Annotated in this window: 6 protein-coding genes and 1 pseudogene; 2 read left to right on the plus strand and 5 right to left on the minus strand. The window is 31.0% G+C overall.

Going from position 1 to position 3,379, the window contains the following annotated elements:
- Nucleotides 1-1,411: alpha-mannosidase (locus ACTHW2_RS11475; RefSeq protein ID WP_442264057.1), on the plus strand; the 1,411-nt coding region annotated here is incomplete at its 5' end.
- A gap of 476 nt (nucleotides 1,412-1,887) precedes the next feature.
- Nucleotides 1,888-2,067 carry a hypothetical protein gene (locus tag ACTHW2_RS11480; RefSeq protein ID WP_442264058.1) on the plus strand — a complete coding sequence of 60 codons (180 nt, stop codon included), beginning with the start codon at nucleotides 1,888-1,890 and terminating at the stop codon, nucleotides 2,065-2,067.
- 30 nt (nucleotides 2,068-2,097) lie between these two features.
- Here ACTHW2_RS11480 and ACTHW2_RS11485 read toward each other — a convergent pair whose 3' ends face one another.
- From ACTHW2_RS11485 to ACTHW2_RS11505, 5 genes and pseudogenes are all read right to left on the minus strand, one after another.
- Complete coding sequence (locus ACTHW2_RS11485) at nucleotides 2,098-2,382, minus strand: DDE-type integrase/transposase/recombinase (RefSeq protein ID WP_442264059.1); 285 nt, start codon at nucleotides 2,380-2,382, stop codon at nucleotides 2,098-2,100.
- Between the two features lie 40 nt (nucleotides 2,383-2,422).
- Nucleotides 2,423-2,584, minus strand: a complete 162-nt coding sequence (locus ACTHW2_RS11490; protein WP_442264062.1) for an IS3 family transposase — start codon at nucleotides 2,582-2,584, stop codon at nucleotides 2,423-2,425.
- Nucleotides 2,585-2,724: 140 nt separating this feature from the next.
- Complete coding sequence (locus tag ACTHW2_RS11495) at nucleotides 2,725-2,913, minus strand: hypothetical protein (RefSeq protein WP_442264060.1); 189 nt, start codon at nucleotides 2,911-2,913, stop codon at nucleotides 2,725-2,727.
- A 66-nt stretch (nucleotides 2,914-2,979) separates the two neighbouring features.
- Nucleotides 2,980-3,147 (minus strand): annotated as a pseudogene (locus ACTHW2_RS11500) (hypothetical protein); the annotation flags it as partial.
- Nucleotides 3,074-3,280: a transposase gene (locus tag ACTHW2_RS11505; protein ID WP_442264063.1), complete on the minus strand. Its 207-nt coding sequence runs from the start codon at nucleotides 3,278-3,280 to the stop codon at nucleotides 3,074-3,076. The pseudogene ACTHW2_RS11500 and the gene ACTHW2_RS11505, both read right to left, overlap by 74 nt.
- Between the last annotated feature and the right edge of the window lie 99 nt (nucleotides 3,281-3,379).

A 3,379-nucleotide genomic window follows, 5' to 3' on the forward strand; every position in this document is an offset into this window, starting at 1 on the left:
GAAAATTATATTACGTAATCAATTTCATGATATTATACCAGGGACTTCAATTAAAGAGGTCTATGAAGATGCTGATAGAGAATATGCTGAGGCACATGATAAAATTATTAAATTAAATGAAGACATTAAAACTAATCTAAGTAACTCTGAAAATAAGTGGACGGTTTTTAACACATCTGCTTGGAATAGAAGAGATATAATTGATATATTACTAGATAGTAATGTTGAAGGATATTTTGTTGATAGTTTTGAAAATAAGTTAAAATCTATCAAAACTGATTCAGGCTATAAAGTTTATATCGATTCAGTACCTGGATTTGGAACTGAAATTATTGAGTTCGTGCCCGAAAATAATAGTGAAATAAAAGAAGAAGAATTTATTATTGATGGGAATGAAATTCAAACTCCTTATTATATTATTAGCTGGAATAAAGATGGACATTTAGACAAAATTTATGATAAACAGTTTAATAGAAATGTCTTAAAAGAAAATCAATATGGAAATGTTTTACAATTGTTCGAAGATAAACCAATGAATTGGGATGCTTGGGATATAGATATATTTTATAATTTAAAGAAAAAAAATTTGAAAGCAAATGAGATTGAAGTTACTGAGTCAAATGATTTATATACAATTGTTAACTTTTCCTATAAGTTTGGAAAATCAAAAATATCACAAGATATGGTACTATACAGTAACTCTAGAAGAATTGATTTTAAAACATTTGTTGATTGGAATGAAAGACAACAATTATTAAAAACAGCATTTGAGCTAGATATCCGCTCAAATGAAGCTACTTATGATATTCAATATGGGAATGTTAAACGTCCTACACATTGGAATACAAGCTGGGATATGGCTAAATTTGAGACTGTTGGTCATCAGTGGGCTGATTTATCAGAAACTGGTTACGGGGTTGCTTTAATGAATGACAGTAAGTATGGGTATGATATAAAGGATAATGTAATGAGACTATCCTTACTTAAGGGACCTATTTTTCCAGATCCTGAATCTGATATAGGTAAACATGAATTTGTTTATAGTTTGTTACCCCATGAAGGAGATTACTTACAAGGCAAAGTAGCTGATGAAGCTTGGAGTTTAAACAGTCCTCTTAGAATTCTTGAAGGAGAAATAAAAAATACTGGACAGTTAATTGAGGTTAATTCTGATTCAGCAGTATTTGTTGATGCGATTAAAAGGACAGAAGATCAAAATGGTTTAATTATCAGATTACATGATCATACTGGTGGAAGAAGAAAAATATCAGTTAATCCATTATTTGAGTATAAAGAGTGGGGTGAAGTTAATCTGATGGAAAAAGATTACAATCGTAGATCTATTTCATCGGAAGAAGGAATTAATTTCATATTAAAGCCTTACGAGATTAAAACTCTATTAATCAAGTAAATTAAAATTAATTCATTTTCAACTTGGTGTTAGCATAGAAAACGGACAAGTTAAACATAGAGTCTCCAAATAAGGTAAGATATAAGAAAAGGAGATCCAAATGCGATTGATTTATATAACTTTAGTTGTAAGAGTAATCTAGAAAATTAAAGAACCTAGAGCTGGATAAAAGAAAAAAGATTACTAATGAATAATACACCTTTTTCATCTCTGAAAATATCTCTTGTTTTATACTCAGTTCGTTCTTATAAAAAATTGAATAATAAATGGATATCTAAGCCTCCTAAAGCTGTTTATTACTAATCAAAAAAATTATTTATACAGTAAATAAACTTCTTAATTGTTTTAATAGTAATGCAAAATACTATGACTAATTATGGTTGTTTCTACAGTCTATTTCACACTGGATTTCAGAATATTATATCAAGGCGCAGCTCGCTTTTTGAGTAGCGTCTTTATTCTTTGAACAACTTGAATTGGTCATATATGTACTTAAAAATAAAATTATGACAATTTCAAATAAATATATGATTCAATTTGTTTTAGAAGAAGGTGTCATTACACTTATTGGCGGGATTATTGGATTATTATTTGGTTACGGAGTAGCAATGATTGTAGGGAGCTTTATGCATCTTCAACCGATTCTGACTTTTTAATCGATTCTGCTAGCAACCTCTGTCTCTACTTTAACTGGCCTGTTTTTCGGAATTATGCTGATGCTGCCAGCCCTGATCACTGTGAATCGTTGTTCGATAGCTAGCGTGCTTTCGGATAATGGATAAAGCTTCCTTCAAAGGATCAATCACAAGATCTAAAGTGGGTCTCTTTAAAATTTTAAAGGAAATAATTTCAAGATTATATAAGTCCATTATCGGACTTAAATATAATTTTTCACCATTTAGACATTTAAACTCTGTGGCATCTGTAACTAGTTTTTGTAAAGGGAATGGTGTTGTAAAACGACGATTCACTCGATTACTAGCGATTTTACCTACTGTGCCTGTGTCTTTATTAAGAATTGTATCGTCGTGTCTTGCGTGAAAACTTGGTACATTTGATCCCTATTTTATTCGTCAAACGTAAAACCCGTTTGTGATTTATTTGAAGGCCAATGTCGTCTAGCTTTTCTTTAATTCGACGATATCCGTAAGTTTCTTTCGATTCTTTGAAAATATCTTAAATGATTTCTTCAAGTTCTTCATCTTTATTCGGTTGATCTTTTTTGGATAAATGATAGTAATATGTAGATTCTGGTAATTCCGCCACCTTTAAGATATCTTGTAGTTGAAATCCTTCAATAGTTAATTCGTAGACTATTCTTGTTTGTTGTTTGCGCGTGGGTCTTTCAAGCCCAGCGCTTTTAACTTTTTTAAGTAAGCCAGCTCAATTTTTAAATATTCATTTTCCTTCTTCAAGAACTCGATTTCATCAATAGTTTCAGTCTTTTGTTGATCTTTCTTACTCTGTTTTATTTTATCTTGATTAGGATTGGATTTAGGCATCTTAGATGGTCTCCCTCTACTTTTATTTAGACCAGGAGCGCCTTCTTTTAAGTAGGATCGCTTCCAATTCGCAATTATTGATGGTTCAGCTATGCCGAAGGCATTCGCGGTTTCTTTATAGGATGCACCTGTATCTTGCTTAAATTTTAAAACATCTAGCTTAAAAGGTAAAGAATGATTTATTATTAGTTTTTTGAGCTTGAAGCCCTTCCTCGCCGTTGATTTGATATTGATTTACCCAAGTTTGGATCACAGAACGACTAGGAATACTATATTTCCTTGCGAGAAGATTATACCCCAAGGTTCCATTTAGATATTCTTCTACAATTTTCAACTTGAATTTATCTGAATATTTTGACGTAAAAATATCCCCCTAAAAATTAGATTAATTACTCTAACTTTTAGGGGGGGGTACATCACTTCGTACCAACAGCGATGTCTTTAAAATTGTCTTAATCAAAATTTA

This window comes from Tissierella sp. (assembly GCF_052089545.1).
In the GTDB taxonomy this organism is placed as follows: Bacteria; Bacillota; Clostridia; order Tissierellales; family Tissierellaceae; genus Tissierella_A.

What these genes read in the sequence shown, in the direction of transcription:
- ACTHW2_RS11495 (WP_442264060.1), bottom strand. Translation starts at nt 2,913, where the DNA reads ATGCCTAAATCCAATCCTAATCAAGATAAAATAAAACAGAGTAAGAAA.